The sequence below is a fragment of the Candidatus Aenigmatarchaeota archaeon genome (assembly GCA_016932615.1).
In the GTDB taxonomy this organism is placed as follows: Archaea; Aenigmatarchaeota; Aenigmatarchaeia; order QMZS01; family QMZS01; genus JAFGCN01.
The window spans coordinates 14,734-40,753 of record JAFGCN010000018.1 but is presented as its reverse complement, the minus strand read 5'-3'; the positions used below and the strand labels follow the sequence as shown (position 1 = coordinate 40,753).

Genomic DNA, 26,020 nt, shown 5'->3' with positions numbered 1-26,020 from the left:
CGTAATGCTTTATGGGCTCTTAATTTTTAGGAAATTGGGGCTGCTTTTGGAGTGACGGGAAGTGCCGCGGCCTTTGCAAGCCGCTCATAGCCCGCTTCAAGCTCTCTGGCGGCTTTTTTGTTTTCTATTTTTTTCATAATGCCTGAGGAATATTTCATGACCCCTTTGAAAATCCGGCCTGAAACCCTTGAGCCAAGGTATATCGCTACGGTTCCTGCAATAAGGGGTGCAGGGGCAAACCAGCTGTGCTGGCTCATAAATTCGGCAAACTGGGGCGAGGTGGCTGCATCCTTGGATGCTGCATAGGAGCCCTTAATTGCAATTCCGTACCAGGCAGAAGAAGCCATTAGCCCAAGCCCTACCGGAAGAAAGGTTTTTAGTGCAGTTCCTGCCATTTGGGTTCCACTGCTCGCTGGAGACCTTCTTCCTGGAACCTGAGGGTTCGCTTTTAACTGGGAAGCCATACCACTATCGTAAGCAGGCGCGCCCGGACGCCCTGCAACGGGGCTTTGAATTCCTCCCGAAGAATATGTGCCATTAACGCCTGAAACTATGCTTTGCCTGCTTCCTGGAGCATGAGCGCCGTTATACTGTCCGGAAGCAGAAACAGGAACTGCAGTTTTGCCAGTGGCGTTTTCATACTGAGCCATGGTATTGTTTACAATTGTGTTTCCGGAAGTTGCGGAGCTCCCGGAAGAATTATAGCTTGCGCCTGTGGGCGGAGCGGCTGCAGTTGAAGTGTATTTTCCTTGCGGTAAAGCTAAAGAAGCGATATATGGCCCAGTTATATCCTGAATATTGCCAGGAGTTCCCTTTTTGGGCGGGCTTTCCATAATATTAGCTGGCGGGAGTACTTAAGCGGTTTTGGTTTGTCAGAGTGGTTTGGGGAGGTTTGCAGGAAAGCAAGGATCTGCGAACAAGCTTTACCTGTCTTGAATATATATTTCCTTAGGAAAGTTATGGCTGCCTGTAAAAAGAGGGCTTCAAGGAAGACCTCGTGCCCAATGGAGGATTTTTCTCCCATTCAGATTGATTTTGACCAGCTTCTCAAGGAAACAGAAGGCAGGTATAACGAGCAGGTTACTGTTCTTTTGAGGGCGATTGACGAGGCAGAGCGAGAGGGAGATCTTGAGCGGCTGAAGGTTGCAAAAGGGGTTTCAGAGACATGGATAGAATATTTTGCTGAGGTTAAAAAGGCACTAAAGAAATGCGCAAAAGACGATAAGGAAGGGTTGAAGGCAGCTGAAGAATTCATAGATGGGCAGATGAAATTTTTTGAAATTCTTTCCGGTGAGATCGACAAGAAGCTTAGCGAGGGAAAAGCGGGACGGCTCAGAAAAATTCTTGAGTAGTATTTATCTCCTTTCCTGCGCTTTTTTGGCCTTTTGCACTATGGAATCTGCGGCCAAAAGGGAATCTGCCGCGCGGTCTTCCAGCTTTTTGTATCCGTCTACAAGCTTTTTTGCAGGGCCTTTTGCAATTTTTTCTGCAGTTGGCCTAAGGCGCTCGACGATTTTATCTGTTGCAAGGTAAAGCCCAAGGATTGTCGGGATTCCAATGGCTAGCGGCTCGAGCCCAATCCAATCCCTTCCAAGAACACCTCCATGTTCCTGCAGGTATTCTGCCACAGGTTCGCTTTTTTGGGCGATTTTTGCGCCAATCCAATATGTAATTGGCGCTCCGATTGCAAGGTAAACTCCAAGCTGCGCTTTTTTGGATAGCTGGGCGGGCTTTGCGCCTGGTGGGGGGAAAGCAGAGTATGGGGCTGTGTTTGCCAGGTAGGGCGAAGCAATTGAGGAGTTGTATTGCGCCATTCCTGCCCGATTCACTACAGGTGGAGCTGATTTTTCCTGTCGGTACGCACCCTGCACATTTTCCAGGATTGTTTTTCCTCCTGCCTTGATTTCTCCTTCGGTCATATTCCTCTTGCAGGCATCGGGCCTGCCGGCGCGGCGCCTGGCTTTTGAAGGGCTTCGTAGCCCTTATTCAGCTTGTCTTTTTTCTGGTACACTTTCTGGACGACTTTGCTTGCGCCCTTGAAAACTGCTCCAGATACCTTGGTTAGTCCGTAGGCCATGCCGATTCCCAGGGCGAGTCCTCCGGGTCCTCCTAGACTCCCAATATAGGGTAGACTAGAGTATGCCAATCCAGGGAATGCTGACTGGGCTATGTTGAATCCGGCTTTGTAAACAAGTGCTGAGGGGATTAAGGGGATAAACATGGAAGCCAGCATTCGTCCGGGGCTTGGGGGGACGGGCATCTGAGGATTTGGCCCCTTGCCCGGGCCCAGCTGCTGCGCCATTTTGCTATCATAATTTGGCGCGACCTGCATCTGCCCCGGCGATTTTCCAGGAGTGGCGGCATAGTTAACTGGGCTTTTTGAGCCCTGCTTCATATATGCCGCATCTACACCAGACATGATTTTGTGGTTTGTGGGTGGGCCGTAGTTTGCTCTTGAAGTTGCCGCCTGCTCCCGGGCAAGATAGTTTTGGATTGCTGGGGGAAGCGCCTCGTATAATTCCTCGGCGGCTTTTTTTGCCTCCGGGTTATTAGCATCTCCTTTGGAGGTCTGCCTGAAGTAATTTGGGTCAAAGCCAACGGGGGGATTGACATTGCCTGCCGACCGTGCCTTCGCACCTTTATTTTCAGAGTATCCAGAATATGCTCCTTTTGCTGAGGAATCAGCCATAATACATATCTGCTATAATATACAAGAGGGGCGAATTTTTTGCCTTTTAGACCCTTTTAATCTTTTGCTATTTATCTTATGGTATCATTTTGGGAGCTAGTGGAGCATCCGGTTACGAGCGAAAAGGCGGTTCGGCTCATAGAGAGCGAAAACAAGCTGATTTTCAAGCTGAAAGTCCTTAAAACGCCCCGGATGGTGGTAAAGCAGGCCTTTGAAGAGGAATTCAAGGTCAAAGTGGAAAAGGTTAACACGCTTATTGACCGGACAGGGAGCAAGAAGGCAATCGTTAAATTGAAGCCAGAAAGCCCTGCAGGAGATATTGCCGTTAAGCTTGGCGTAATTTAGGTTTTTGAGGTGCGATTATGGTTTTTGAATATTCTGGCGATGGCGAACCTGTGATGTGCGGAAGGCCGGGCAAGAAGACCCCAGAAAGAATTCTGGAGCGGCAGGCGCTTAATCTAAAATTACTTCCCGGTGATACCTATGAGAGGTGGTGTGATGCTTCAGGATTAGGCGGATTAGATACCGCAAGTTTTGCTAAAGAGATTGCCGAAGTTAGTTACCTCAAATGGAGGGGGGATATTTGCGATTCCTGTGGAGCAACGTACAATCTGTTTAATCAATTAAAACACACGGGAGTTTTGCCCTTGGAAACAGGAGATGTTATGGAGATTAGGGATAAACAAATAAAGTATCTATCTGAAAATTCGGATTGTCAGATATGTCCAATGAGAGACTTGGTTCTAGGTACTGCCAGAAAAATTCAGTTCTAGCAGTACTGTGCTTACTGCATCCTCATTGAGTTTTACTCTTTTTTTGAGCTTTCCTAGGCGCTATTATTATGGAAGAAAAACTCAACTTTGCAGGGCTTACCGGAGAATATTCTGAGCTGGAAAAAGCCAAGATTGTAATTCTTCCCGTTCCGTTTGATAAGACCAGCTTTTGGCTTCGGGGCTGGACAGAGGGCTCTGAAAAAGGTCCTGAGGCGATAATCAAGGCCTCCCAGTACATGGAGCTTTACGACATCGAGACGGATTTTTCAGTTTGTGAAAAGGGAATTTATACAGCCGAGCCGATTGGTGCGGATAGTTCAAAAGAGCTTGTGGAAACAGTTGAAGCTGAAGTGGCGCGGCTTTCTTCAAAGGGCAAGTTTACTGTGATTCTTGGAGGCGAGCACACCGTGAGCATCGGCGCGATAAGGGCTCACGCAAAACAGGGCGTCCTGACGGTTGTCCAGCTTGACGCCCACACGGACCTGAGGGACGAATACAATGAAGATCCCTTAAGCCACGCCAGCGTGATGGCAAGGGCAAGGGAAGTTGCAGATATTGTTCAGGTTGGAATCCGGAGCATGGATGACACGGAACTCGAAAAAACGGAAACCGGAAAAATCTTCTACGCCAAAGACCTCTGGAATACTGAGAGCTGGATTGAAGAGGCAGTCAGGTCCGCAGGGCAGAAGGTCTATGTGACAATTGATTTGGACGTTTTTGACACAGGAATCATGCCTTCGACGGGCTCTCCCGAGCCGGGCGGGCTCCAGTGGTACCAAGTTCTTAAGTTCTTAAAGCGGCTCGCCGAGGAAAAAGAAATTGTGGGGTTTGACCTTGTTGAGCTTTCGCCAAATCCTCAGAACAAGGCGCCCGATTTCCTGGCAGCAAAGCTGGTATATGCTTTCCTAAGCTATATTTTTTGCAGGCGGGAGTAGCTACACGAGCGATTAAACACTTAAGATTACCAGAAGAAGAATATTATGACCCATCTTGTTTTTGAGATGGACGACGAGTCTCTTAAGCAAGAGATTGCCGACCTTATTACAAAATTAGATTACCCGCTAAGATTCGAGAGAATAATTATAACCCAAAGCTGCAAGGTCGAGTTCCTGAAAGGAGACACCGGAAAGGACATGGAGATTTTCGTAAACCCAGAAAACGAAAAGGTGAAAAACCGCCAGCTTTTCCGGGGCTACTTTGTGCGGTTTATCTTTCTTTTGCTGAACGAAAAGGAAGGCGTGAATAAGGAAATCCAGGAAAGGATAGACTGCCCGCGCCTGGTGCCGCAGGTTCAGGATTTTTTTGCTGACCTTCGGGCGGCAAAGCACGGGTACCTCAAGATTATGAAGCAGTTTTTTGTCGAGCTTATTGCCTCGAAGGTTTACTCCTCAACGCCCCTTTCCAAAAAGGAATTTGCAGAATTTTACCTGCACTATCTCGTGATGAAGCGCATGAAAGAGCCAGAGGAACTTGAAACAATGCTGATGCCTGTCCGGCCTCACGGGATGCAGGCATTGATAAAAGAGCTTGAAGGGCTTAACTACCCTTTTCAAATGGGAAGTAAAGAGCTTGCGAAGGCCTGGGCAGAAACCCTATACAAATAAGAATCAATAAACTCGTCGGCGAGTTTTATACAAGGGTCAGACTTGGAATTTTCCGTCTTTGTAAATTACGACTTCTTTTCCACCTTCGAGCGTTGCGGTGACTTTTCTGTTTTCTGTGTTGAAGATGTCTACGTGAATTGGGGAATCATTGAAGCCAAGCTTCATTAGCGCACCTTTAGAGGTTTTTGACAGGTCGCCGTCATAGGTGTTCCATAGGGATTTTCCAAGAGCTAAGTGAGAATTCCCAAATTTTCCTCCAACATTTTCGTCAAATAGGGTGGTTGCCATATATTTTGTGATTCTTGAAAGTCTCTTGTCAGTCATGGAAAACTCTCCGATGTGGTCTCCTCCAGGCGTTTTTATCATTTCTTTCAGGAATTTTTCTCCTTGCTTTGCTTTTGCCCTTACGATTTTCCCGTGTTCAATGTCGAGCTGGATATCTTTAATGAGATTTCCAAATCTGTAAAGCGGAACATTGAAGGATATGTGTCCGTTTATGTCTCTGCAGTCGGGGCTTGTATAGATCTCGAAGCTTGGAATGTTTCTTCCTTCGCAGCCACACCACTTGCGCTTTTTTCCGATTCCAATGGTCAGGTCTGTTCCTCTGGCCTCGACTCTGACTTTTTTTATCTTGAGCTTATCCAGCTTGCTTTTTATTCTGTTGACCTCTGCCGAGATTTCCTTCCATTTCTTTATTGGATTTGGATTGTCAAGGTAGCATGCTTTTATGATCTCCGCCCAATACTCCTTAAGGGTCATTTTAGCCTCCTTTGCCATGCCTTCTGTACCATAGAGTGCAAGAGTCCAGGTGAATTTCTTTTTGTTTTCCTTTTCGTTAATCCAGTCCAGGTACGGTTTCCAGGCATTCTGCCGGGCCATTATCTTTTTCGGGTTTATTCCCTCAAGCTCATGCGGATTTGTTTCAGAAATAATGCTTATGTTGTGGTCTATTGTATCGACTCGCGACTTCATAAATTTTTTTGGGAAATATGTGAACTGCTTTTCGCTTCCTATCTCAAAAAAATCCCTCGAAATGCCTTCAGGCAGGTACTGGATTATCGCATGCGCTTTTGCCTTGAGGACCGCCCTCTGAAGTGGGGCAAGCATGGGCTTAGCGCATTCAGGCACCTGAAGGAATACTACTTCCCCCGGCTTTACACCTTTTCCTCCACCCAGCGCAAAATTTACCAATAAATCAGCGTATTTGTCTAGAATTTTTTGGGGCGGTTGGTAAGCCATACCTTAATCTGCAAAAATGTTTTTAAATCACCTTACAAACAGCATGCAGTGGCAATGGCCTTTTTCCCGGATTTCGTCCCTGTGAAATATGCAGGGGCAGATAATTTTCTTGTCTTCCGCCTTTTTTCCGGTGACTTTCCGGCAGGGGCAATAGGCGCAGCCGTAAATATTTTCGTTATGGACGAGCCGCCGGATTACCGCCTCGACGATTACCTTGTTTGGGTTGAGCCGGATTCCCTCCTCGTCAGCATAAGCTTCATAATTTTTCATCAATTGGGCGACCTTTTCCTCGGTTGATTGGTCCTTTGCCTCCTTTTTCATAGATAATTCAGGATTAAAAGCTTAAAAGTCAGCCCCTTTCTTTAGAAAAAGAAAAGGTCTAACAACCCCAGAAGAAAACTGCTTAAGGGGTATTTTTGTGTGTTTTCCTCGGTTGCAGTTTTTAAAATATAAGCCCGGGGTCATACCTTTCTTTTCCGGGAGTTTCACTAAAAAGAAAGGGCTGACAACCCCAAAGAAAAACCCACTCTCAAATTGTCGTTCTGAAGGAATCTGGCATATGTCAAATTTTTTAAAAAAATGAGCCCGGGAGGATTTTCATCTTCTCCAAGAAGAGTTCTTTCTTAGAGGTGTCGGGCGTTCTTTCTTTAGAAAGAAAGCCTGACTTTGAACCCCCGACCTCCTGGTACCTTCTGATACTTCTGGACGAATGCAGGCATTTTGGCTGAACAAGTCCTTCCCCTGAGGCATTCTTTCTGCGAAGCAGGAATATGCCTCTTTTGGGATTGAAACCTTTTCTCGCGAGAAAAGGGCTCAACCGAAGCCAAGCGCTCTATCCAAATTGCTCCCGTATCCTATTCTCCTGACCAAATTAGCCAAGGGAAACCCTTTCTTTGGGGTGACCCTTAGACCTTTCTTTTGGAAAGAAAGGGATACGGACTGAGCTACGGGCCCATAAAAATAGATGATTTCTTAAAAGGCAGAGGGTAGTTTATTTCCTCTGTAAACTTGTGTCTGTTCAATATGGTCTCTCAACCGCCCATCCATATCAAAAAGCGCCCGCCCGACGGTGGCAAGATTGTTGGGTCCAAGGGTTGTTTTTGGGAGAGTTAACTCTATTGCGGGATAAGGTTCGCCGCTACCGTCAAGGATATATCCATGCACAGCAGACGCGGGACCATTTCCTGTCCACTCTATTCGGTATCTTGTCCCCAAATGGGTCCCTGCCCCTCTGCCATTTTCCCCCCGGAGTATTTTGTTTGCCTCCTTCAAGGAGGGGGGTATCTGATAAAGATTCAGTTGTAGGGGACCTTTTGCAGAGGATATTTTGCGGACAGATTCCGGCTCTCTGTCGAATCGGTGTCCAACTTCCACCCAATAACTGCCTTTGCTTTTTCCCATAACAGTTACTACATTTCAGGAGTATTTATACTTAAGCTGTGAAGGCAACTTGGCTTTATTTTTCAAAAGCTGTTTAATTATGCACTGGGCAGACAGTTTTGCAAAGGAAATAACCGAAACCCGCCAGAAAGACCGTTTTGTCGTAGAGAGCGGGATTACTCCCTCAGGGATAGTTCACATAGGAAATGCAAGGGAGATAATGACTCAGTATTTTGTGCATAGGGCGCTTTTGGACCTTGGAAGAAAGTCCACTTTCCAGTATGTGTGGGATGATTTTGACAGGTTTAGAAAGGTTCCAAGCGGCGTGCCTGAAAGCTTTGGGGCGCATCTGGGCCTTCCTGTCTCAAGGGTTCCTGACCCTTTTGGCTGCCACAAGACGTACGCTGACCACTACAAGGAGGGCCTTGTAAAGGAGCTAAAACTAATCGGAGTCGAGACAGAGTTTATTTCTGCAGCGGAGCTTTATGGAAAGTGCAAGTTTGCCGAGAACATAAAGACTGCGCTTGAAAAGACCGAGGAGATAAAGAAGGTTCTTAATGCCGCAAGGGCTGAAGTCCTGACGCCTGAATGGCTCCCAGTCACCGTTTACTGCGAAAAGTGCGGAAAAGACAACACTAAGGTAAAATACCCCGGAGGATATGAAATAGAATATTCCTGCGAGTGCGGGTTTTCAAACAAGATTGACTTCAGGAAGGTTGGAATTGTAAAGCTCAAGTGGAGGGTGGACTGGCCTTCTAGGTGGGCTTATTTTGGAGTTGATTTCGAGAGCGCAGGGAAAGACCACATGGCATCGGGCGGCTCCTGGGACACAGGCACTCTCATCTCGAAGGAAGTTTTTGGCTACGAGCCGCCTGTCGGCACAATGTACGAGTTTATCTACCTTAAGGGGCAGGAGGAGAAGATGAGCAAGTCCAAGGGAAATGTGGCAACTCTCACCACGCTTCTTGAGATTTACGAGCCGGAAGTTGTGCGGTTCATGTACACACAGCGGCTCAAAAAGGCGGTTTTCGTGCCTTTTGACACGGATATTTATTCAATCTATGACTCCTTTGACTGCGCCGAAAAGGGGCACTATGGCCTTGCAGAGTCAGAAGACGAAACCAAGAGGAGGTACGAGCTTAGCCGGCTTGAAAACTACGAGCGCTGCCCTGTGCGGATTTCGTTTTCTGAGCTGGTAAACTTACTCCAGACAGTCTCCCCAGACAAGCTTCAGGACCAGGCAGAAGCGCTCCTGAAGCAGAAAGACAGCCAGGCAGACTTCTCAGACCTGGGCAGGGCACTTTCTCGCATGGACAAGGCGAGATTCTGGCTTGAAAACTACGCGCCTAAAGACATGCAGCTTTCGCTTATTGAGGAGCCGGTTTCTCTTGACGAGCCGCAAAAGCTTCTCCTGAAGCAAATCGCCGAAAACATAATCGGGCTTGACGGGGAAGAAGAGATTTTGAACGTCACTTACGAGACGATAAAGTCCGCGGGCCTCAAGCCAAAAGAAATGTTTACTTTCCTATACCGCACCCTGATAGGCAAGGACCGGGGTCCCCGGTTTGGAGTCCTTGTCCTGATACTTGGTCGGGAAAAGGTTGTCGAGCGGCTAAGGGAACTTTCCGAGTGCCAGTAAAATCGGTTTCAATTAAAACAAGGATATAATAGCTTAGATAATTATGTGGGAGAACCTTGTAGGCATCCTTGTTGCGCTTCTTCTGACTCTTGCTTTCTACGTCCTTGGCAAGGTTTTCTTCTCTGAAGGGTACAAGGGACACCCGAAGCATGGCCACCAGCAGGCATGGGGGCTGGTAATATTTGCGATAGGGGCGATTGCGCTTACGGCGCTTATACTGGTACACTTTTTTGGATTCTGGGTGATACTGAAAAAGTTCGTGGGATTTGTCCTGTTTGCCTTTGGCTTTTTCATGCTTACCAAGTTTCCGACCTCCTCTGACTGGCAGCCGGAGGGCTTTTTCTGGCTCGGATTCTTCCTGGGGCTTTTCTCTACCTTTTTTGGGATCTACTGGCTTTTGTTTTAGCCACTGGTGATTTATGCCTGAGCGAGAGGATATTCTTTCCTATAGAGTTTTTTAGTGATATAATTCAAGTATATTTATGAGCGTCGTCGGAGACAATGATGCCTTATTCAGGATGCTTCCAGAGATGGCGACCTACCAGAAGCCATTTTTAGGAAAGCTTGTCGCAGTTCCGCCGCTTGGGCAGGATGAGGTTTTCAATTTCACGCTTACAAAAGGCAAAGGGAGCGGCATCTGGATTGGGCTAATGTCTTTTCTGGACAATAAGGGCTACAAGCAAGTTAAGGTCGATGAAACTCTGGACATTTCGCCGGTTGACCAGGGATATTACAACCTGACTATCCGCCAGAAAGAGGACCTGGAGGGAAAAATTAAGCAGGGGCTTGGATCTGTTGCCCAGGCGGTCGCTGACTTTGAGCTTGTTTCCCACGACTTCCGGAAATACGCCGGCTTTTTGAAGATGCTTGAGACAGGAGACGAGCACTCTCTCAGGGCAACTTTCATGGATGAGGTGGACATCAGCACAGGGAACAATGCGATAAAGACGATGATTGCACGGTGGCCCACGATGGTTTCAGACTTCCTGAAGCTTGGCGACAAGCCCGAGACAAGAGGGCTCGTTGATGTTGATAAGATTTCAAAAGAGATTGGGGTTTCAAGGGCTGAAGCGGTGATACTTTCGACAAAGCAGCGGCTCTACCTGAACTGGAAGGAGATGTTTGGAGGCGAGGTGAGAAACCGCTGCCACAGGATTCTTGCGCTCAAGAACTCGAGGGAGATGACAATAAAGGAGTACCGGGAGTGGCTCCGGCCTGTTGTTACGAGGCACAAGATGCTGAAGGAAAGCATAGGCGAGCGGGGCGGGGCACTAGGAATGGCCTTTGGGACATTTAATTCCCCCGCGCAGGCAATATCCTCCAATGACTTTGAGGTATGGGGCTGGCAGTCGATGATGGGAATGTACGCAAGGACGGGCAGCATGGAAGTTTCGAGGTCCGATGGCTTTGGCATAGACCCCTTTGACGATTTTGTAAGAGACAATATAGTACTTGCCGAAAAGGTGAAAATCGGCGGCAAGACCTATGGAATCGGGCTCAAGGGCCTTCACCCCTGGATTACTAAGGAATGGGCAAATTCAACTGCAGAAGAGCTAAAGAAGTCGGATTCATTCAAGAAGACAGACCTCTACTATGCATTTCTCCGGCTCAAGTATAACAGGACAATCATACGGCTGCCGGACGGCAGCGAATGTGATGACGTCACCTTTACGCCGAAAATGTATTTTTTCAGCCAGAACACGCTCATGGTGCTTCTCATACGGCTCAAGGCAATACAGAAGGAGTTTGATGATTATATCGACCAGCTCATCGGATATTCGAATGCTGAAGGAAAGGCCTCTGACAAGGAGCTTGAAGCCATAGTCAAGAAATGGAAGGAGCAGGAAAACAAAGAAGGCGCCGCCGGGAAAGCAAGCGCCGCGAGGGAAAAGCTGAAAAATTATCTTAACTTTTCGCCCGTAAAGAACGGCTGGAAAAAGGTTTCCGATGTTTTTGGCTTTCCGTTTGTTATGTACCGCCACGGCCCCTATGAGCACAACTTTGCTGACAGAATCGCAACCCCATATCTTGCAACCGAGGGGTCAGATTTTTATGGGGTTCTGGTAAAGAAGCTCATGTCTGACGCTGGAGTCGGGGAATAATCAGGCAAGAATAAGATTTAATTTTCAGAAGGTTCAGCCAAATTAAAAATCCTGCCTTTGGATAGTTTCAAGCCGCTTGCTTAAGGCATCCTTTTGGGTATAAACAGGAATGTTTTTTCGTCTCCTGCAAGCTCATCTGCAATTCTCTTGGCTATTAGCTTTTCAATCTCCACAGTCATCCCGGTCCTCTTTTTTATGTCTTCAAATGAATTGAATGGGGTTTTCCTTTCCCGAAGTATTATCTGAATGTGCTTTTTTCCGATGCCCGGAAGAAGCTCAAGCTGGTGTGTCCGTATAGATAAGCGAGTGGCTTTGTTGAAGAATGTCACGAATTCGGGTTCTCTTTCCTTGACAATCCCGGCGATTACCTTTTCCAACTGCCCCTTTGCATAGTTTGTAAGCTCTTTTTCAGTAAGCTTTCTCCTGATTCCAGTTACCTTTTCCGGGTCTTCCAGGGAAAGCGTGTCTCCCGGCTTTATGTCATTTCCGGTGCTAAGCTCAAGAAGCGTAAAATGGCTGAAGCCGATGCTTTGCACTATCGGCTCAATCTTTCTCATCCCGGGATATCCATTAGGAAGATAATCCAAAACAATTACTTTTCTCTCTCTCATATTCATATATTACCCGGGCTATTAAGTATATATTTCAGAATTACTCTGTACAAAACTGCCAAAAATCCTGCCATAGTGCTTATGCGTACTTGGATACAATGTCCAAAATCTTCTTTAAGGTTTCCTTTTTCTGGTCTTTTTCCTCCTTTAGAATCAGCTTGAGGAGGGTCTCGTCTGAGGGAAGAATGTTTAGGATATTCAGGACTTCCTCCTCTGCAAGCCCGAAATCGGCCAATTCTCCCTTGAGCTTAGCTGCCTGGCTTTCCTTTAGTTTTACCGTGTCTTTGAGGAAATCGTATGCCTGCTGCTGCTCGGCGGCCAACTCTCTTTTTTTCATCTTGTCGGAGAGAATCTTAAGCCCTTCCGCGTTGGATATTGGAACCTTATTCTTTATTATCATAATTTACCTTAGATAAGTTTAAATTAACCAATTACCGCCGTTTGTGGGATTTTAGCCCAGTTCTAGGAAGGTCTGCCTATAAATGGATTTAGAGAGTCCCGTCTATTTTTTGGCCTGTTGCGCCTGAATTTCCTTTAAGTGCTCGGGGGAGGTGATTATCTTCTTGTAGCTGTTTCCAACCCTTACCTTCAAAACATAGCCCCTTCCCCTTTTTTCGACTATTTCGCCGATAAGCCCCTGGTGCCTTGGGTGAGGGTAATTCTGGGAAGAGGAATCCAGCTTTACGACCGCTTTTTGGCCTACTTCAAGCTCTTTAAGGTATTTTGTTATCCCCTTCTTCTCCTTTGGCCTGATCAGCTTTTTCCTTGCCTTGCTGATCTTGCCGTGACCTAATCGTGCCATAAAACCTTCTTGCAAAATAACTTAAAAAGACCACATAATTGCTTCTGACGGTATTTTTTCACTTCAGGGGCTTTTTCAAAAGCGATTTTCCAAACTATATAAGCCATATCTGGCACTATAATTATGGACTTTCTGAAAAAGCTTTTTTCCAGGAATAAGCCAGAAGAGCAGGCGCCAATTCCCTCAGGCAGCGGGCGCAGGGTCCGGCTTGAGGAGGTCGATAAATTTGTACTTGAGCGAACCGAAGGCGATATCGCGGGATTTAGGGACAAGCTTGACCACCACAAGTCAAGGTTTGCGCACCGGCTTAACCTTCTTATCGATGACTTTGGAAAGCTCGAAGATGCAGATGTAGAAAAAATTGTGCTTGAAACGAACCGGGACATTACGGAGGTAGTGAGGTCAAGCCGCGCGCACTACTGCACTTCCTCAAAGAAGCTTCTTGAGGACACGCTTGTGCATATAAAGGTTCAGGATGACCCGGAGAAAGTCCGGGACATGGTTGTCCATGCTTTTGAAAAGCTTAACAGCTTCTCCAGGCAGGCCCAGATAATCCTCATAACCTTCAAGGACGAGATGCGGGACATCACGAATGACCTTAAGGACCTTTATACAGACATCAAGTTTTATGAGGAGGTCCTTCGAAAGGACTATTCCTGGGTAAGCCGGCTTGAGGAGGCAAGAAGCGTTGCAAAGGAGCTTATCGCGGCAAGGGAGGAGGAGGAAACCGCCAGAAAGAAGCTTTCAAAAGTTGAAGCAGCGCTCAATGAGGTTTCGGGGAGTTTGGATGAGGCCTATTCCCGGAGAGACAAGGTTTACAAGTCCAAGGATTATATGCATTACGAGCGGCTCAAGGATGAGCTTGAGGAAATAGCCAGGGAGAAGGAAGCGCAGCTTAAGGAACTCAATATTCAGGTCGCCGGGACAGAAAAGCTTGTGGGGGTTTATCTTCATAGCCATAAGGACGTAAAGAAATCGGACCTTGCCGCCCTGGATGAGTTTTTCAGAAATCCCGGAGAATCCCTGTCGCAACTTCCCACATATGAGCAGATTCTAAAGAAGGCAGAGCGGGCGGCTGCCTCTAAGGCAATCGCAGGAAAGAAGAAAAAGAAAAAGCCCGCTGAGGTTAAGCCCTCGGCTGCCGAATCTGTAATGAATCTTGCCGCAGAGTTACAGAAGACAATAAGCTGCGAGAAGAAGATTTCAGGTGAGATTGAGCGGCTCAGAAAAGCTGTCGTTACTGATGGGCTGGACGCCCAGATAAAAGACCTGGAGGAGAAAAAGAGCGTCTTGGAGGAGGACAAACGTGAGTTTTCAAAAATTGCCTCAAGAAAGCATCTTGTCGAGCGCATGAAGCTTGAGTCCCTCCTGTCCGAGCTTGCCGGGGAGAAAGTCAAGGTTGTTTAGGTTTTTAGCAACACCCGAAACATTATATCCAACTCTTCCAGTCTATGTTATGATAAGGATAAGGAAAATCCATGACGGCACTTCAAAACGGAGCAAGAAAATTATTGGGGATGTTCGAGCGCTTATGCTTGCCCTTTTCCCTCTGGAGAAGGAGAAGGCCGAAGAGATTGCCCTTGCGCTAAATCACCCCGAAAAGTACGGTTTTAGGTCCATACTTTTTGTCGTGGAGGGAATAAGGGGAAACCTTCGGGGCTTTGCAATCCTGTCCTATTTTCCCAAAATCAGCTTTTGCTACCTTGACTTCATGGGAATAAACCCGAAGTACGGCGGCCGTGGGATCGGCGGCGCGCTTTATTCTGTCATAAGAAAAGAGGCGAAAATACGCAATTGCAAGGGGCTTTTTTTTGAGTGCCTGCCGGATGACCCTAAGCTTTGCTCTGACCCTAAAATCCTGAGGCAGAATATTTCCCGCCTGAAGTTTTATGAAAGGTATGGCGCAAGGCCCATAGCAGGCACTAAGTATGAGACTCCAGTAAACCCGAAAAAGCCGGAAAATCCCCCTTACCTGGTATATGATGACCTGGACAGCGGAAGGCCTCTTTCAAGGGACTTCGCAAGGGAAGTTGTAAGGGGAATCCTTGAAAGAAAATACGAGCACCTCTGCGGCACGAAGTACAATGAAATGGTGCTCTCCTCATTCTCTGAAGATCCAGTCCGGCTAAGGAGCTACAAGTACAGCACGCCTTCCAAGGACTATCACCAGCAGGTCCCGGAGAGAAAGAAAATTGCCCTGATAGTAAACGAGGACCATAAGCTCCATCACGTGCCTGAAAGGGGGTACGTCGAGTCTCCGGTAAGGATTAGGAGCATACTTGCGTCTATTGAAAAGATGCCTCTTTTCAGGAAATTTCCTAGAGAAGTTTTTTCCGACAGGCACATTCTCGAAGTCCATTCTCCCGAGTTCTTCCGGTATCTCAAGAAGATTTGCATCGATACTCCACCCGAAAAATCAATTTACCCCTATGTCTTCCCTATAAGAAACAGCGTGAAAAAGCCAAAGGACCTGGACATAAGGGCAGGGTATTACTGCATAGACACTTTTACCCCGCTAAACCGCAACGCTTTTATCGCAGCCAGAAGCGCGGTTAATTCTGCCCTTACTGGAGCGAAGCTGGTGAACCTTAATGGCGGGCTTGCTTATGCCCTGACAAGGCCGCCAGGCCACCATGTGGAGAAAAAGTCCTTTGGCGGGTTTTGTTACCTTAACTCAGCAGCAATTGCTGCAAATTACCTTAGCAAGGCGGGAAAGGTTGCAATTCTCGATATAGATTACCACCACGGAAACGGGCAGCAGGTAATATTTTATGGCCGAAAAGACGTCCTGACAATTTCCCTTCACGGCCACCCGAGTTTTGCCTACCCGTACTTTTCAGGTTTTGCAGAGGAAAAAGGGGAAGGGCTGGGTAAGGGGCACAACTTAAATTTTCCCCTGAAGGAAGACCTGTCTTTTGAAGAGTACCGTGGTTTTCTCGAAAAAGCATTGAAGAGGATTTCCCGGTTTGCCCCAGACCATCTGGTGGTGGCTTTGGGTTTTGACACTTCGAAAAATGACCCTACCGGAAGCTGGAAGTTTGAATCAAAAGATTTCCGGGAGCTTGGGCTTTTGATTGGCTCGCTTCGGATTCCTACTCTTGTTGTTCAGGAGGGCGGGTACAATACGGTTTCTCTGGGTGAAAATGCGGCGGCTTTCTTTAGCGGCCTATGGCAGGGATATTATGGGGCTGGGCCTGAGAGTAAATCAGCATAGAGGTCTGTCGGGGGTAATTCCTTGAAAAAGCCATACACTAAGGGCCATTTTAGATTTTCGGGAGGACTGCCTCTAGCTTTGTGACGTCTTGTATTATATGCCTGACGCCAAGCTCTTCTGCCTGGCTTTTTGTAAGGTGGCCGGTCAGGACGACAACTGGCTCGACGCCGGCTGCACGGGCGGCCTGTACATCTCCCTTTGCGTCCCCAACAAAAATCATCTCTTCGGGCAGGACTTTCTGCTTTTCCATAATCAGGTTCAGGATATGTGGATGCGGCTTGTGCTTGTCGGGGTCGTTGATTTCGTAGGAAGATACAATCTGGCTGAAAACATTTGGGATGCTAAACTTAGGAATCACCTTGTTTTTCAGCAGGTACGGGTGCTGGCCAGTAGCAACACAAAGTATGTATTTTTTGCTGAGCCGTTCGAGCAGTTTGTTTACTCCACTTACTAACGATAGGTTTTTGACAAAAGTGTCCCCAAGAAGCTTCTCTTCATATATTCTGCAAGCTTTATCCAGTAGGGTTGGATTTTCCTTCAGGAGCTTCCCGAATTTTTCCCTGTGCGGCTCGCTCCATCTGGCCATAATCCGAGCTTTCTCTTCTTTGGGTTTTAGGATTACGCCAAGTTCCTGCAGGGTTTCATGGTAGCACCGGGTATAACCATCCTTGGCGCCAAGCGTTATGACATCATCCCAGTCGAAAGCAATAACCTTTAGCATAATATGTATTGCTAGGATAGGGGAGGAGGGTTTTTACCGGGCTTATCCGGCAGACTGAATTTGGCGCCTGAGCCGCCGGTTCAAATAGATAAATTTTTTAATTGAAATGTTCTGGTGCTTCCAGACTTCTATTTTTATCCCATCATTGTATTTTCTTGGGACGATGTGGAAGTGTGTGTGGTATATCCACTGCCCGGCTTCTATGCCATTGTTCAGGAGGAGGTTGTAGCCGCCATGGTTTTTGCTTATGGCAGCGCCTATCTGCTGGATTGATAGGGAAAGCTCATTTAGGACGTTCTTTGGAATCTCCGAAAGGTCGGGGTATCTTTTCTTTGGAATAATCAGGATGTGCCCGTCCTCCTTTGAAGGGATGTTTATGGACATAAACGAGACCGTGTTTTTTGTTTCGTGGAGTCGTATGAAGGGAAACCCGTTTCGGTGGGTCTTGTACCCATCGACAAAGTCGGAAAACAGGTAGTACCTTTCGGAGGCGTTTTTGAAAAGATTTGGAATGTTTCTGAAAATGTGGCAGGCCGTCTTTTCGATTTTCCTTTCCACCGCCCTGCGGTTTGTCCTGTAATCCTTTACCTCGTCCTGAATGTCCAGAACAGAGGTCTTTTTGTTGGTGGCCAGCTCATTAAATAGAAGAACCCGGCTGAATCCGAGCTTTGTCTTTATGAATTCTGCATGATTTTCAGCCATGGCGACAATTATGTCGTGGCGCTTTAGCATCTTCCGGGTCAGCTTTTTTTGCCTGTGCTTGATGCTGGAGACGCCAAGCATTTCAAGTGAGCTTACTGTTTTTGGGTCCATCGAATCTTTTCTTGCGATTATTCCTGCGGAACCTACCTTCCATCCTGGGATGTTGTTATCGTTGAGATACTTCCTGAATGACTGCTCGGCAATCGCGCTTCGGAAAGTGTTTCCAGTGCAGACGAACAAAATGCTCTTTTGCTCCATATATTGATTCTCCGGAATTTTATAAATCAACTTCCTGCCTGAAACCGGGCTCTTAGTAGAGTGTAGTTTTTCTTCACAGGGTGGAATGAAACACAAAAAAATAAAAAAGTTAATTTTCAGAAATTGTTTTTCTTAAATTGAAGCAGTTTCTTGGCTGTCTTCGACAGCCTCTTTTTTCTCTTCCGTTTGGCTTTCTGACGTTTCCGAAGTCTCTTCTGTCTGACTTACAGGATTCCCCTCAGAGGATTCTTCTGCCGTTTTTTCTGAAGGTGTTTCTGACGTCTCATCCATTCTTTTATTTTCTTCTTCCATAACAAAACTTGGTGATATTATAAAAGCGTTTCGCCTTTGCATCACCGATGAAATACGTAACGCATGCGGATATTTTAGGTTTGCCTAATGCTCATTTGAATATCAAATAATTTTTGTTTTTTAGACTCTATGTTCAATTATTTTGAATAATGTCTCGCTTCGCTTTGTGCGGGTCGATGCAGGCATTTTCTTTTTGTGCTCCGGAAAAAATAGATATTTAGTTTAGATGGGCAGAGGTTTATTAAATCTCTCTGTAATAGTTATGTATGGCTCTGGAGACCGGTGTGCTGGTTGCTGCGTTCTCCGCAATGCTGTGCTGGGCTGTTGCCGATTTTCTGGTACAAAAATCAACAAGAAAAATTGGAAATCTAGAGTCCCTTGCAGTTATCGGAATCGTTGGAACTGTCTCTCTTTTTCCGCTTGTCATCCGGGATTTTGGCCTTATATTTTCTGCCTCTAACCTTGCTTTAATTTTGGTGCTTGGAGTCCTGACCTTTGTGGCTGCGATGTTTGACTGTGAAGCTTTACGTGTGGCAAAGCTTTCCACGGTAGACATTTTGATGGAGATTGAGCTTCCCATCACGATAATGCTTGGGTACCTATTTTTCAATGAGGTATTGGCACCAATGCAGATTTTCATGGTGGGCCTTATATTTGCCGGAATTTTGCTCGTAGCGACTAAGTCTTTTTCACATTGGGCCATCCGCTGGGAAAAAGGGGTGATTTTGGCGGTTATTGGCGCAATTGGGATGGGATTTATTAACTTCCTGACTTCCGCCACTTCACGGGCAATATCCCCTATTATGGCGGTCTGGGCTCCGTGGCTGATACTTACGCTATTCTGCCTTACGCTAATTTACCGGAGGGGAGAGTTCCCTCGGTTTGTTAAGAACGCCTCCCGGTTTAGGTGGTTTTTGCTGGGAATGGGCATAATCGACACTGCTGCCTGGATTTTTTATTCTTTTGCGGTTTTTGGTGAAAGCGTCGGTATTGTCACGGCCATTACGGAAAGCTACCCTGCAGTTGCTTTGTTTCTGGGAGTGTGGCTGAATAGGGAAAAAATAAACGGGCACCAGTACCTTGGCGCAGCGCTTGCAATTTTTTCAAGCATTGCCTTGGCGGTTTTTATCTGACGCAGGGATATGATTGAAAAGGGGGGCTTACAAAGGCCTAGAGCATGAAAACCGCCAGAAGTCCGAGGGCTATCATGATTCCCATGATGAGGCCGAGCTTCTTTGAAAATTCCCTTGAGCCAAAGAAAAAGGCGTAGCCAAGCTTGATCATCGTGTTGCTCATTACAGCAAGGATTATGGCTGAAGCAGCAATTTCGGCAGTGAGGCCATTTCCTGCAATTGTCGCCATAGACAATGTGACTGCATCAACATCGATGAAACCCGAAAGGACGCTTGCAAGGTAAATCCCTGCGCTTCCAAAATACACCTGGGCTGCTTTCAGGCCGAAAAGGACAACCGCGAAAAAGGCGCCAAACGTCAGGGCGGGCTCAAGCCGGAAGGGGCTTTTATGCTCAACTTCAGTTTCGCAGCAGGATTTCCCTGAAGACTGCCAGAGAAGGCCGGCAAAAATAATGCCAACAATCCCCATCACAAGGAGCGCTGGGAGAAGAGCGGGCAAAAGGGAACTGTTGACAATTAGCACCGCGGTAGCGACTCTGATAAACATAACCGTATTTGCAACCACTGCCCCAAGCACGAGCATATTTGCCGGCGTCTTGTTTTTTTCATCCTTTGACTTTTCAGCCATGGCCAGGGTTACGGCAGTGCTTGAGACAAGCCCACCCAAAAATCCGGTGAGGCCTATTCCATTTCTTGAGCCGAAAATCCGCGTTAGAAGGTAGCCGATATACCCGATTGCGCAGATAAGAACAACCATCAGCCAGATTGTGTAGGGGTTTAGGACCTCAAGCGGCCCGTATGCCTGGTTTGGAAGAAATGGAAGAACCACAAAGGCGATTATGGCAAAGGCAAGCGTTCCGTAAACCTCCTCCTCGCTGATACTCTGCAGTGTTTTATGCAACTTTTCCTTAAGGTAGAGGACAGTTGCAATCAGTATGGATAGCGCTACTGATAGGATGAGGTGGTCCGTGAAAACAAAATGTCCCAGAATGAAGACAAGAAGAGCGCCAATTTCGCCTGCAAGCCCCATGCTTTTTCCTCCGCTGAGCTTTGTTGAATAATGGTAGCTTATGGCAACAAGGGCAGAAGTTGCAAGAAAGGCAAGTGCGAAAACGGCGAAATTTCCTTCAAGCGCGAAAATTCCGGAAAGTGCTCCCAGCAGGGAAATTAATATGAATGTCCTTATCCCCCCAAAGACATACTCATCCCTTTTTTTGGCAAACTTTTCCCTTTCTGTTCCCACCAGGGCGCCGATTCCGATTGCAAGAATGAGCCGCAGGAATATCTCGACTTCGTTCATAATTCTATATTTGTCTCTATATCTATAATCCTTTGTAAATGGAGTGTTTCTTCTTCAGAATGGCTGCCCAGTACTGGTCGCCGTAGGACCAGTGCCAGTATTCTGTAGGGTAATTGACAAAGCCCGCCTTTTTCATTACCCTTATAAGGATCTTCCGGTTTTTTATCCCTTCGGTGGAAATCTTTTTTGAGCAGGTGTATGTTTTTTCTGTAAACCTTCCCAGTTGAGACCCCATGTCAAGCCGGCGCCCGTCAGGCCCGATTATGGATACGTCAACTGCCCCGCCAGTCGAGTGCGGAGGAACTATGTCGAGGGGCGCAACACACTTGCCCGTTTCCACTTTTAGCTTTTCCTTGCTCCAGTCAGGGTGCTTCTTTTTTAGTTTATTTTCCATCCAATTGTACCTTTTTATCTGTATGGAAAGCGGACGGTATCCGCAGCGAAGAAGCAGGCGATGGCCGTTTGGCAAGAGGGACTGCGCAAGGTTTAGCTTTTCCGCCACACTTTCTCTCACCAGGCACGCATCCTCGCAGAATTTCCTGCCTTCCTTTCTGATGTAATGACCAAGCCGTATTGCGATTTTGGGGCAGGCATCTTTGACAGAAACCATTTTTTCGCCATTGTCCCTTAAAGGGACTTTTGCAAGCTCTTTGTCGGGGATGAGGTGCGCCATAATTATATTAGGGGTTAACTCAAAAGCAATCTCGGGGGGTGCTATTTTGGCAGGCACTGGTGACTCAGGTAAATTTCGCACGAAGGGCAGGCGCATGTGCCGCCTCTCTGAAACGAGAAACAGTCGGGATTTTTGCCGCAGGATTCTTCATCAAGCCCGCTGCATCCGGAAGGGTCGGGAACACAGGTGCAATCTTTTTCCGAAAAAATATCTCCATCGTCGCAGGCAGGAGGCAGGTTTTCACATCCTTCTCGGGTGATAAGGTTGCATTCTGCGGTTTCGCTGTAAATTATATAGCCCCCGATTACTACAGGCAGCATCAAAAGCAGCGCAAGGAGTAATGGTTTCATAACTAGACTCCGTATATATACTATCTTAATTATGGGCAAGGAGTTGTCTTTTATTACTGTAATTGGGGAGGACAAAAAGGGGATTGTCGCAAAGATTTCCGGCCTGCTGTATGAGCAGGGCATCAATATCGAAGACATAAGCCAGAAGGTTGTAGAGGGGTACTTTGTCATGACCATGCTTGTGGACGTGAAGGACTGCAAAGTTCCCATGGAAAAGCTCCGGGCGGATTTGGAGTCTATTGGCCTTCAGATGGGACTAAAAGTACAGCTTCAGCATGAAAATATTTTCAAGATGATGCATAGGGTTTAATATGATAACAGTCGAGGAGGTGTATGAAACTAACAGCATGATACTGCACCAGAACCTGGATATTCGCACGGTTACTCTGGGCATAAATCTCAAGGACTGCATCGATTCGGACTTTGCGAATTTTAAGAAAAAAGTGTATGGCAAGGTCTGCCCTAACGCTAAAAAGCTAGTTGAGGAGGCAAGGAAACTGGAGTCCAAGTATGGGATACCTATCGTAAACAAGAGGGTTTCCGTAACCCCGGTCAGCCTGATAATGGAAGGCCACTGCGAAAGAGAAAAGTTTTTGCAGATGGCAGAAACCCTGGACAGGGCGGCAAAAGATGCTGGAATTGACTTTATTGGTGGCTTTGGCGCCCTGGTGCAAAAGGGGATGACCCCCTCTGACCGGATGCTTGTCGAGTCCCTGCCCGATGTGCTTTCTAAAACTGAAAGAGTGTGCTCTTTTCTTAATGTCGGGACGAACACCAGTGGCATGAACCTGGATGCGGTTAACCTGCTGGGGGGGATGCTGAAGAAAACCGCTGCGCTGAGCAAGGACGCAGTTGGGTGCGCAAAATTCGTGGTGTTTGTAAATGCCCCCGAAGACAATCCCTTCATGGCAGGCGCTTTTCACGGAGTGGGCGAAGCGGACATGGCGCTTAACGTCGGAATCAGCGGGCCTGGAGTAATAAGAAGCGTGGTGGAAAAAAACCGGGAGTGCGACCTTACGCAGCTTTCTGAGGTGATAAAGAGGACAGTATTCAAGATTACCCGCTGTGGGGAGCTTGTCGGGAGGGAGCTTGCAGGAAACCTTGGGGTTTCCTTTGGCGTCGTGGACATTTCCCTTGCCTCGACAACCTCGAATGGCGACTCCGTTGCAAGGATAATCGAGCGCTTTGGCATCGAACGGGTAGGAACTCACGGCTCGACTCTTGCACTTGCGCTTTTGATGGACGCTGTCAAGAAGGGCGGCGCCATGGCGAGCGGAAATGTAGGTGGGCTTAGCGGCACTTTCATACCTGTAAGCGAGGACCTTGGGATGATAGAGGCGGTAAAGCTAGGGGCGCTTACGCTCGACAAGCTTGAGTCGCTTACCGCAGTCTGCTCTGTGGGGCTTGATATGTTTGCAATCCCCGGAAGCACGCCTGAGGAAACGATAAACGCGATAATCGCAGACGAGCTTGCAATCGGGATTATCAACAACAAGACAACTGCCGTGAGGGTGATTCCGGTTCCCAGAAAGGAAGCGGGCGAGTCGGTCAATTATGGTGGGCTTTTGGGCGAGGCGCCCATAATGAAGGTAAACCCCTATTCCGCAAGGGATTTCATGAAGCGGGGCGGGCGCTTTCCTGCACCCGTTACAAGCATGAGGAACTAGTTTTTCAGAGATAACTGATGGAACTATGGCGAAGTTTCTGGGTCTATAGCGGATTTAGCCGGAAGGGTCAAGGACGAAGTCCGAGAAGCCACGAGGGCACACTATTTACTCAATAAATAGTGATTACTCTATGGTAGGAGAGAATGTCTTTCACAGGATAACTGACAAATGCAGTCTCGTATGTGATCATTGTGTCTACAGTTGCACTCCTGACGGATTTGTCCCAGAGCTTGAAACTGTTCTGGCAGTAATGCCAAACCTTCCCAAGAACATGAAAAGATATATCCTGACTGGAGGAGAGCCCTTCGAATCAGAAGAGCTATTATTTGGTAGCTTAGAGTATGTCCAAGATAATCGGAAAATGATGCCAAACCTGGAGGAAATAGGGGTTTTTACAAACGGGCTTTGGCTTACAGACGAAAGTAGAGCCTATGACTTGATTGAAAAATTGAACTACTATGATGTGTATGTTATTGGGATTAGCTTTGACAAGTTTCACGTCAGAGCAGCCAGAAAAAATGCTCCGGAAGCTACGCCTCTCTCTGCGCAATTCCTTAGGGATATGAAAGAAGAAGTAGGGCAAATCTATGGGGGAAAGACTATTCTGTGGACTTTTGGTGATAGATTTAACTATTACCCATGCCCTTTGGGCAGAGCAGCAAATCTGCCACCGCACGAGCTAAGAGGGTATAATCGATGCGAAGTACCCCAAACCAAGCTAGAGAAAATAAATGTTAATCCGCGGGGGGAGGTTTATTTATGTGGGCTTGAACAACCCTCTGCTTCTCTAGGATCGGCGATATACCATCCCGTGGATGACTTGATAATTAAATCGAGGCAAAATCCTGTTCTTAATGCTTTAATCACCAAAGGTCCTAAGGGAGCCGCCCGAATTACTGGAACGGACATTAGTGAATATGAAAGCCTATTTACAGCAAAAGATTGTGCGGTCTGCAAGAAAATATTCTCAGAGCTGGAGAGCAATAATCGTTTAGCCAACCCAGTGACTTGAGTACGTAGATTTGCAATCGAGTTTACCTGATGGAATTTGGCGAAGTTCCCAGACCGATAACCAAAGTTATAGCTAGACAAGGGAATTTGGGTCGGAGCGAAGCGGAGCCGCTAAATTCCTGTTATACGCCCCAGGCCAATTTAGCCGGAAGGGTCGAAGCCCGCAGGCTGAGAAGTTCGAAAACCCGCTTGTGTAATATTTGCCTGGAAGGCGTAACTTTGCGAAGCAATGGTCGTAGTGGGGGGGCGTTCTCCATTAAGTTTTTGCAATATAAGTATAAGTTGATATGATAGTATATGGTGAGGGTTGCTGCTAAACCAAATATGATTACTTGTGAGAAGGCACATAAACTTTGCACACAATCACAGATCACTAGTTCTAATATTTTGTCTCAAAAAACAGAAGGACTTATGGCTAAGGATATATCAATGGGCGACTCTAAACTTCAAGAGCCGGAACATTCAGAAAGAGATAAACTAGAAGAGAGATACAAGGGCTTGATTGAAACCTATTCGCTTCTAAATCGTCAGTTAGTTAGTTTCCAAGCAAATAAGAAAATCCCAATATACAACTGGTTTAGCTTTAAGGAAGGTTTCTCATCAGATATGGTTAAGCTGTTCATGCAAGACTATCCGAACAAAAAAGGCTTGGTCTTTGACCCATTTGCTGGATCATGCACCACTTTGCTGAGTGCAAAGGAAGTTGGATTTTCGTCTCTCGGCATAGAGCTTATGCCCCTTGGCAACTTCATACTTAAAGCCAAACTGTCTCTAGAAAAAATGGACCCCGATTACCTCTCAGAAAAAATCAAAGAACTAAAAAGCGTGAACTTCGAGACGTATCCTGAGAAGATGGAGACTTCCTTCAAACATATAAAAATTACTGAAAAGGCATTTCCAAAAATCACTGAGAGAAAACTCAATGGTTTTCTAAACTATCTCTCAACCACTGAAGACCCAGAGTTAAGGAACGTCTTTAGCTTCGCGTGCTTTAGCATACTTGAACGAATAAGTCATACCCGAAAGGATGGCCAATGCCTAAGATGGGATCTCAGAGCAGAAAAAGGAAAGGGCAGTTTTGACAAGGGGAAGATTTATGGATTTGAAGAGGCGCTTTTTTCTCAGTTAAATCAAATCCTTGGGGATTTGAGAAACATGAAACTCTTTGATTCAAGGAATAGAAAAAGTCCAGAAGTTGAATTAAAGACCGGATCTTGCCTAGAGATACTCCCTAAAATAAAAGGCGAATCCATTGACTTAGTAGTCTCTTCGCCCCCTTATTGTAACCGCTATGATTATACCCGAACTTATGCCTTAGAATTAGCATATTTGGGTATTGATGAAGAAGGCATAAGAAATCTAAGACAGACCCTCTTATCCGCAACCGTAGAAAACAAGGACAAGGTAGAATACTTAAGATCGCTATATGAGAAAGCGGGCAGAAAAGAGGATTTTAAGAAGGCGGAGAAGATATTTGAATCTAATGAGGCACTACAAGAAGTTTTGACGATTCTTGAACAATACAAGACTGAAAAGAAACTGAACAATCCCGGTATATCCCGAATGGTCAGAAATTACTTCTACGAACACGCCTTCGTAATCATGGAACTCGCAAGGACTCTTAAAAAAGGAGGTAGAATTTACTATGTAAATGACAATGTAAGATATGCCGGAGAAGTTATACCTGTCGATCTGATTTTGTCGGAATTTGCCTCGAAGTCTGGCTTAAAGATCAAAAAAATATATAAGCTTCCAAGCGGAAAAGGAAACAGCAGCCAACAGATGGGCAAGCATGGAAGAAAAGAGGTGAGAAAATGCGTCTATTATTGGGAGAAATAGT

Annotated in this window: 30 protein-coding genes; 15 read left to right on the top strand and 15 right to left on the bottom strand. The window is 46.6% G+C overall.

The features are described from left to right. Nucleotides 1-26: 26 nt before the first annotated feature. Nucleotides 27-833 (bottom strand): hypothetical protein, encoded by an 807-nt coding sequence (locus JW727_04825; GenBank protein ID MBN2095346.1) that lies wholly within the window; start codon nucleotides 831-833, stop codon nucleotides 27-29. A 126-nt stretch (nucleotides 834-959) separates the two neighbouring features. On the opposite strand from JW727_04825, the gene JW727_04820 reads away from it, so the two are divergent. Continuing rightward, nucleotides 960-1,352 carry a hypothetical protein gene (locus JW727_04820; protein MBN2095345.1) on the top strand — a complete coding sequence of 131 codons (393 nt, stop codon included), beginning with the start codon at nucleotides 960-962 and terminating at the stop codon, nucleotides 1,350-1,352. Between the two features lie 3 nt (nucleotides 1,353-1,355). Here the strand turns inward: JW727_04820 and JW727_04815 are convergent, their stop codons facing one another. After that, nucleotides 1,356-1,919 (bottom strand): hypothetical protein, encoded by a 564-nt coding sequence (locus tag JW727_04815; GenBank protein ID MBN2095344.1) that lies wholly within the window; start codon nucleotides 1,917-1,919, stop codon nucleotides 1,356-1,358. After that, on the bottom strand, nucleotides 1,916-2,689 hold the full coding sequence (locus JW727_04810; GenBank protein ID MBN2095343.1) for a hypothetical protein: 774 nt from the start codon (nucleotides 2,687-2,689) through the stop codon (nucleotides 1,916-1,918). Before JW727_04810 ends, JW727_04815 begins: the two co-directional genes overlap by 4 nt. 78 nt (nucleotides 2,690-2,767) lie before the next feature. Here JW727_04810 and JW727_04805 point away from each other — a divergent pair, with 78 nt between their 5' ends. The 4 genes from JW727_04805 (at nucleotide 2,768) to JW727_04790 (ending at nucleotide 5,066) form a co-directional block, all read left to right on the top strand. Then, on the top strand, nucleotides 2,768-3,034 hold the full coding sequence (locus tag JW727_04805; GenBank protein MBN2095342.1) for a 50S ribosomal protein L23: 267 nt from the start codon (nucleotides 2,768-2,770) through the stop codon (nucleotides 3,032-3,034). A 17-nt stretch (nucleotides 3,035-3,051) separates the two neighbouring features. Further along, nucleotides 3,052-3,462, top strand: a complete 411-nt coding sequence (locus JW727_04800; protein ID MBN2095341.1) for a hypothetical protein — start codon at nucleotides 3,052-3,054, stop codon at nucleotides 3,460-3,462. Between the two features lie 68 nt (nucleotides 3,463-3,530). Next, nucleotides 3,531-4,397, top strand: coding sequence for an agmatinase (gene speB, locus JW727_04795; protein ID MBN2095340.1), 867 nt, complete (start codon nucleotides 3,531-3,533; stop codon nucleotides 4,395-4,397). A gap of 45 nt (nucleotides 4,398-4,442) precedes the next feature. Further along, a complete protein-coding gene (locus tag JW727_04790) occupies nucleotides 4,443-5,066 on the top strand; it encodes a hypothetical protein (GenBank protein MBN2095339.1) in 624 nt (207 codons plus the stop codon). Between the two features lie 36 nt (nucleotides 5,067-5,102). Here JW727_04790 and JW727_04785 read toward each other — a convergent pair whose 3' ends face one another. The 3 genes from JW727_04785 to JW727_04775 all read right to left on the bottom strand — a co-directional run bounded on the left by JW727_04785 (nucleotide 5,103) and on the right by JW727_04775 (nucleotide 7,706). After that, complete coding sequence (locus JW727_04785; GenBank protein MBN2095338.1) at nucleotides 5,103-6,305, bottom strand: aminopeptidase; 1,203 nt, start codon at nucleotides 6,303-6,305, stop codon at nucleotides 5,103-5,105. Between the two features lie 27 nt (nucleotides 6,306-6,332). Continuing rightward, complete coding sequence (locus tag JW727_04780; protein ID MBN2095337.1) at nucleotides 6,333-6,575, bottom strand: ferredoxin:thioredoxin reductase; 243 nt, start codon at nucleotides 6,573-6,575, stop codon at nucleotides 6,333-6,335. A gap of 702 nt (nucleotides 6,576-7,277) precedes the next feature. Then, entirely contained in the window at nucleotides 7,278-7,706 is a 429-nt protein-coding gene (locus JW727_04775; GenBank protein ID MBN2095336.1) for a hypothetical protein, read from the bottom strand. A gap of 79 nt (nucleotides 7,707-7,785) precedes the next feature. Here JW727_04775 and lysS point away from each other — a divergent pair, with 79 nt between their 5' ends. The 3 genes from lysS to JW727_04760 all read left to right on the top strand — a co-directional run bounded on the left by lysS (nucleotide 7,786) and on the right by JW727_04760 (nucleotide 11,426). After that, nucleotides 7,786-9,324 carry a lysine--tRNA ligase gene (gene lysS / locus JW727_04770; protein MBN2095335.1) on the top strand — a complete coding sequence of 513 codons (1,539 nt, stop codon included), beginning with the start codon at nucleotides 7,786-7,788 and terminating at the stop codon, nucleotides 9,322-9,324. A gap of 43 nt (nucleotides 9,325-9,367) precedes the next feature. Then, nucleotides 9,368-9,730, top strand: coding sequence for a hypothetical protein (locus JW727_04765; GenBank protein MBN2095334.1), 363 nt, complete (start codon nucleotides 9,368-9,370; stop codon nucleotides 9,728-9,730). Nucleotides 9,731-9,806: 76 nt separating this feature from the next. After that, nucleotides 9,807-11,426, top strand: coding sequence for a hypothetical protein (locus JW727_04760; GenBank protein ID MBN2095333.1), 1,620 nt, complete (start codon nucleotides 9,807-9,809; stop codon nucleotides 11,424-11,426). Nucleotides 11,427-11,506: 80 nt separating this feature from the next. Here JW727_04760 and JW727_04755 read toward each other — a convergent pair whose 3' ends face one another. The 3 genes from JW727_04755 to JW727_04745 form a co-directional block, all read right to left on the bottom strand. Then, a complete protein-coding gene (locus JW727_04755) occupies nucleotides 11,507-12,037 on the bottom strand; it encodes a DUF655 domain-containing protein (protein MBN2095332.1) in 531 nt (176 codons plus the stop codon). A gap of 79 nt (nucleotides 12,038-12,116) precedes the next feature. After that, on the bottom strand, nucleotides 12,117-12,437 hold the full coding sequence (locus JW727_04750) for a hypothetical protein (protein ID MBN2095331.1): 321 nt from the start codon (nucleotides 12,435-12,437) through the stop codon (nucleotides 12,117-12,119). Between the two features lie 102 nt (nucleotides 12,438-12,539). Next, nucleotides 12,540-12,839: a 50S ribosomal protein L21e gene (locus tag JW727_04745; GenBank protein MBN2095330.1), complete on the bottom strand. Its 300-nt coding sequence runs from the start codon at nucleotides 12,837-12,839 to the stop codon at nucleotides 12,540-12,542. A 123-nt stretch (nucleotides 12,840-12,962) separates the two neighbouring features. Here JW727_04745 and JW727_04740 point away from each other — a divergent pair, with 123 nt between their 5' ends. Both JW727_04740 and JW727_04735 read left to right on the top strand, forming a co-directional pair. Continuing rightward, a complete protein-coding gene (locus JW727_04740; GenBank protein MBN2095329.1) occupies nucleotides 12,963-14,246 on the top strand; it encodes a hypothetical protein in 1,284 nt (427 codons plus the stop codon). Between the two features lie 49 nt (nucleotides 14,247-14,295). Beyond that, complete coding sequence (locus tag JW727_04735; protein MBN2095328.1) at nucleotides 14,296-16,053, top strand: histone deacetylase family protein; 1,758 nt, start codon at nucleotides 14,296-14,298, stop codon at nucleotides 16,051-16,053. Nucleotides 16,054-16,102: 49 nt separating this feature from the next. Here JW727_04735 and JW727_04730 read toward each other — a convergent pair whose 3' ends face one another. The 3 genes from JW727_04730 to JW727_04720 form a co-directional block, all read right to left on the bottom strand. Beyond that, nucleotides 16,103-16,774: an HAD family hydrolase gene (locus JW727_04730; protein ID MBN2095327.1), complete on the bottom strand. Its 672-nt coding sequence runs from the start codon at nucleotides 16,772-16,774 to the stop codon at nucleotides 16,103-16,105. Between the two features lie 42 nt (nucleotides 16,775-16,816). Beyond that, nucleotides 16,817-17,734, bottom strand: a complete 918-nt coding sequence (locus tag JW727_04725; GenBank protein MBN2095326.1) for an HIT domain-containing protein — start codon at nucleotides 17,732-17,734, stop codon at nucleotides 16,817-16,819. 132 nt (nucleotides 17,735-17,866) lie between these two features. Further along, on the bottom strand, nucleotides 17,867-18,046 hold the full coding sequence (locus tag JW727_04720) for a hypothetical protein (protein ID MBN2095325.1): 180 nt from the start codon (nucleotides 18,044-18,046) through the stop codon (nucleotides 17,867-17,869). A 266-nt stretch (nucleotides 18,047-18,312) separates the two neighbouring features. On the opposite strand from JW727_04720, the gene JW727_04715 reads away from it, so the two are divergent. Continuing rightward, on the top strand, nucleotides 18,313-19,179 hold the full coding sequence (locus JW727_04715; protein ID MBN2095324.1) for a DMT family transporter: 867 nt from the start codon (nucleotides 18,313-18,315) through the stop codon (nucleotides 19,177-19,179). Between the two features lie 37 nt (nucleotides 19,180-19,216). Here the strand turns inward: JW727_04715 and JW727_04710 are convergent, their stop codons facing one another. From JW727_04710 to JW727_04700, 3 genes are read right to left on the bottom strand one after another with little or no spacing between them, the layout of a single operon-like run. Further along, nucleotides 19,217-20,479 (bottom strand): MgtC/SapB family protein, encoded by a 1,263-nt coding sequence (locus JW727_04710; protein ID MBN2095323.1) that lies wholly within the window; start codon nucleotides 20,477-20,479, stop codon nucleotides 19,217-19,219. 22 nt (nucleotides 20,480-20,501) lie between these two features. Beyond that, nucleotides 20,502-21,152 carry a M15 family metallopeptidase gene (locus JW727_04705; GenBank protein ID MBN2095322.1) on the bottom strand — a complete coding sequence of 217 codons (651 nt, stop codon included), beginning with the start codon at nucleotides 21,150-21,152 and terminating at the stop codon, nucleotides 20,502-20,504. 41 nt (nucleotides 21,153-21,193) lie between these two features. Beyond that, nucleotides 21,194-21,502 carry a hypothetical protein gene (locus tag JW727_04700; protein ID MBN2095321.1) on the bottom strand — a complete coding sequence of 103 codons (309 nt, stop codon included), beginning with the start codon at nucleotides 21,500-21,502 and terminating at the stop codon, nucleotides 21,194-21,196. Nucleotides 21,503-21,533: 31 nt separating this feature from the next. On the opposite strand from JW727_04700, the gene JW727_04695 reads away from it, so the two are divergent. From JW727_04695 to JW727_04680, 4 genes are all read left to right on the top strand, one after another. Further along, nucleotides 21,534-21,812 carry an ACT domain-containing protein gene (locus JW727_04695; protein MBN2095320.1) on the top strand — a complete coding sequence of 93 codons (279 nt, stop codon included), beginning with the start codon at nucleotides 21,534-21,536 and terminating at the stop codon, nucleotides 21,810-21,812. 1 nt (nucleotide 21,813) lies between these two features. Beyond that, the gene (locus JW727_04690; GenBank protein MBN2095319.1) at nucleotides 21,814-23,169 is read left to right on the top strand and encodes a PFL family protein; all 1,356 of its coding nucleotides are present in this window, start codon (nucleotides 21,814-21,816) and stop codon (nucleotides 23,167-23,169) included. Nucleotides 23,170-23,299: 130 nt separating this feature from the next. Then, complete coding sequence (locus tag JW727_04685) at nucleotides 23,300-24,181, top strand: hypothetical protein (GenBank protein MBN2095318.1); 882 nt, start codon at nucleotides 23,300-23,302, stop codon at nucleotides 24,179-24,181. Between the two features lie 296 nt (nucleotides 24,182-24,477). After that, nucleotides 24,478-26,019 (top strand): hypothetical protein, encoded by a 1,542-nt coding sequence (locus JW727_04680; GenBank protein ID MBN2095317.1) that lies wholly within the window; start codon nucleotides 24,478-24,480, stop codon nucleotides 26,017-26,019. Nucleotide 26,020 lies beyond the last annotated feature (1 nt).

Coding starts and splice junctions, on each gene's coding strand:
- JW727_04800 (MBN2095341.1), top strand. CDS start 3,052: ATGGTTTTTGAATATTCTGGCGATGGCGAACCTGTGATGTGCGGAAGG.
- JW727_04750 (MBN2095331.1), bottom strand. CDS start 12,437: ATGATAATAAAGAATAAGGTTCCAATATCCAACGCGGAAGGGCTTAAG.
- JW727_04810 (MBN2095343.1), bottom strand. CDS start 2,689: ATGGCTGATTCCTCAGCAAAAGGAGCATATTCTGGATACTCTGAAAAT.
- JW727_04805 (MBN2095342.1), top strand. CDS start 2,768: ATGGTATCATTTTGGGAGCTAGTGGAGCATCCGGTTACGAGCGAAAAG.
- JW727_04690 (MBN2095319.1), top strand. CDS start 21,814: ATGATAACAGTCGAGGAGGTGTATGAAACTAACAGCATGATACTGCAC.
- JW727_04790 (MBN2095339.1), top strand. CDS start 4,443: ATGACCCATCTTGTTTTTGAGATGGACGACGAGTCTCTTAAGCAAGAG.
- JW727_04685 (MBN2095318.1), top strand. CDS start 23,300: ATGGTAGGAGAGAATGTCTTTCACAGGATAACTGACAAATGCAGTCTC.
- JW727_04740 (MBN2095329.1), top strand. CDS start 12,963: ATGGACTTTCTGAAAAAGCTTTTTTCCAGGAATAAGCCAGAAGAGCAG.
- JW727_04705 (MBN2095322.1), bottom strand. CDS start 21,152: ATGGCGCACCTCATCCCCGACAAAGAGCTTGCAAAAGTCCCTTTAAGG.
- JW727_04695 (MBN2095320.1), top strand. CDS start 21,534: ATGGGCAAGGAGTTGTCTTTTATTACTGTAATTGGGGAGGACAAAAAG.
- JW727_04760 (MBN2095333.1), top strand. CDS start 9,807: ATGAGCGTCGTCGGAGACAATGATGCCTTATTCAGGATGCTTCCAGAG.
- JW727_04765 (MBN2095334.1), top strand. CDS start 9,368: ATGTGGGAGAACCTTGTAGGCATCCTTGTTGCGCTTCTTCTGACTCTT.
- JW727_04715 (MBN2095324.1), top strand. CDS start 18,313: ATGGCTCTGGAGACCGGTGTGCTGGTTGCTGCGTTCTCCGCAATGCTG.
- JW727_04720 (MBN2095325.1), bottom strand. CDS start 18,046: ATGGAAGAAGAAAATAAAAGAATGGATGAGACGTCAGAAACACCTTCA.
- JW727_04680 (MBN2095317.1), top strand. CDS start 24,478: ATGGTGAGGGTTGCTGCTAAACCAAATATGATTACTTGTGAGAAGGCA.
- JW727_04815 (MBN2095344.1), bottom strand. CDS start 1,919: ATGACCGAAGGAGAAATCAAGGCAGGAGGAAAAACAATCCTGGAAAAT.
- JW727_04710 (MBN2095323.1), bottom strand. CDS start 20,479: ATGAACGAAGTCGAGATATTCCTGCGGCTCATTCTTGCAATCGGAATC.
- JW727_04700 (MBN2095321.1), bottom strand. CDS start 21,502: ATGAAACCATTACTCCTTGCGCTGCTTTTGATGCTGCCTGTAGTAATC.
- JW727_04825 (MBN2095346.1), bottom strand. CDS start 833: ATGGAAAGCCCGCCCAAAAAGGGAACTCCTGGCAATATTCAGGATATA.
- JW727_04730 (MBN2095327.1), bottom strand. CDS start 16,774: ATGCTAAAGGTTATTGCTTTCGACTGGGATGATGTCATAACGCTTGGC.
- JW727_04820 (MBN2095345.1), top strand. CDS start 960: ATGGCTGCCTGTAAAAAGAGGGCTTCAAGGAAGACCTCGTGCCCAATG.
- JW727_04725 (MBN2095326.1), bottom strand. CDS start 17,734: ATGGAGCAAAAGAGCATTTTGTTCGTCTGCACTGGAAACACTTTCCGA.
- lysS (MBN2095335.1), top strand. CDS start 7,786: ATGCACTGGGCAGACAGTTTTGCAAAGGAAATAACCGAAACCCGCCAG.
- speB (MBN2095340.1), top strand. CDS start 3,531: ATGGAAGAAAAACTCAACTTTGCAGGGCTTACCGGAGAATATTCTGAG.
- JW727_04745 (MBN2095330.1), bottom strand. CDS start 12,839: ATGGCACGATTAGGTCACGGCAAGATCAGCAAGGCAAGGAAAAAGCTG.
- JW727_04755 (MBN2095332.1), bottom strand. CDS start 12,037: ATGAGAGAGAGAAAAGTAATTGTTTTGGATTATCTTCCTAATGGATAT.
- JW727_04785 (MBN2095338.1), bottom strand. CDS start 6,305: ATGGCTTACCAACCGCCCCAAAAAATTCTAGACAAATACGCTGATTTA.
- JW727_04775 (MBN2095336.1), bottom strand. CDS start 7,706: ATGGGAAAAAGCAAAGGCAGTTATTGGGTGGAAGTTGGACACCGATTC.
- JW727_04735 (MBN2095328.1), top strand. CDS start 14,296: ATGATAAGGATAAGGAAAATCCATGACGGCACTTCAAAACGGAGCAAG.
- JW727_04780 (MBN2095337.1), bottom strand. CDS start 6,575: ATGAAAAATTATGAAGCTTATGCTGACGAGGAGGGAATCCGGCTCAAC.